1 pseudogene is annotated in these 385 nt (G+C 50.1%); it reads right to left on the bottom strand.

Annotated features, from left to right (window positions below):
• Positions 1–84 precede the first annotated feature (84 nt).
• Positions 85–385, bottom strand: a pseudogene (locus ACTHSP_RS22560) (hypothetical protein); the annotation flags it as partial.

The following is a 385-nucleotide window of genomic DNA, read 5'->3' as shown; positions in this document are numbered from 1 at the left end:
TCAAAAAATCCTGCAAGACCACGAAACAAACACATAAAACAAAGGCCGTCTGAACATTTCAGACGGCCTTCCAATTTCCATTGATTATTTACGGGCAGACGTCAACGCCTGCAGGTTTTGATTCAACGTTTCCATATCCAACCAACCGGCGGCAATAAACAGCATCAAAATCACCGTACCCACACACAACACGCCGAAACCATACAACAGATAACCCACCAAAACACGGCCCACCGTCGCATTCCCCATCCACATCAAACCGCGCACCTGCACCACAAACACCCAAGCCTGCCACAGCAGCGCAAACACAGCCAACGCCGGCACATACAACACCAGCAACAGCGGCAGCAGCAAAGCCTCAGACACCAAAATAAAGCCCCACAAA

The organism is Neisseria sp. P0001.S005 (assembly GCF_051963715.1).
This window is presented reverse-complemented; position numbering and strand designations above follow the sequence as displayed.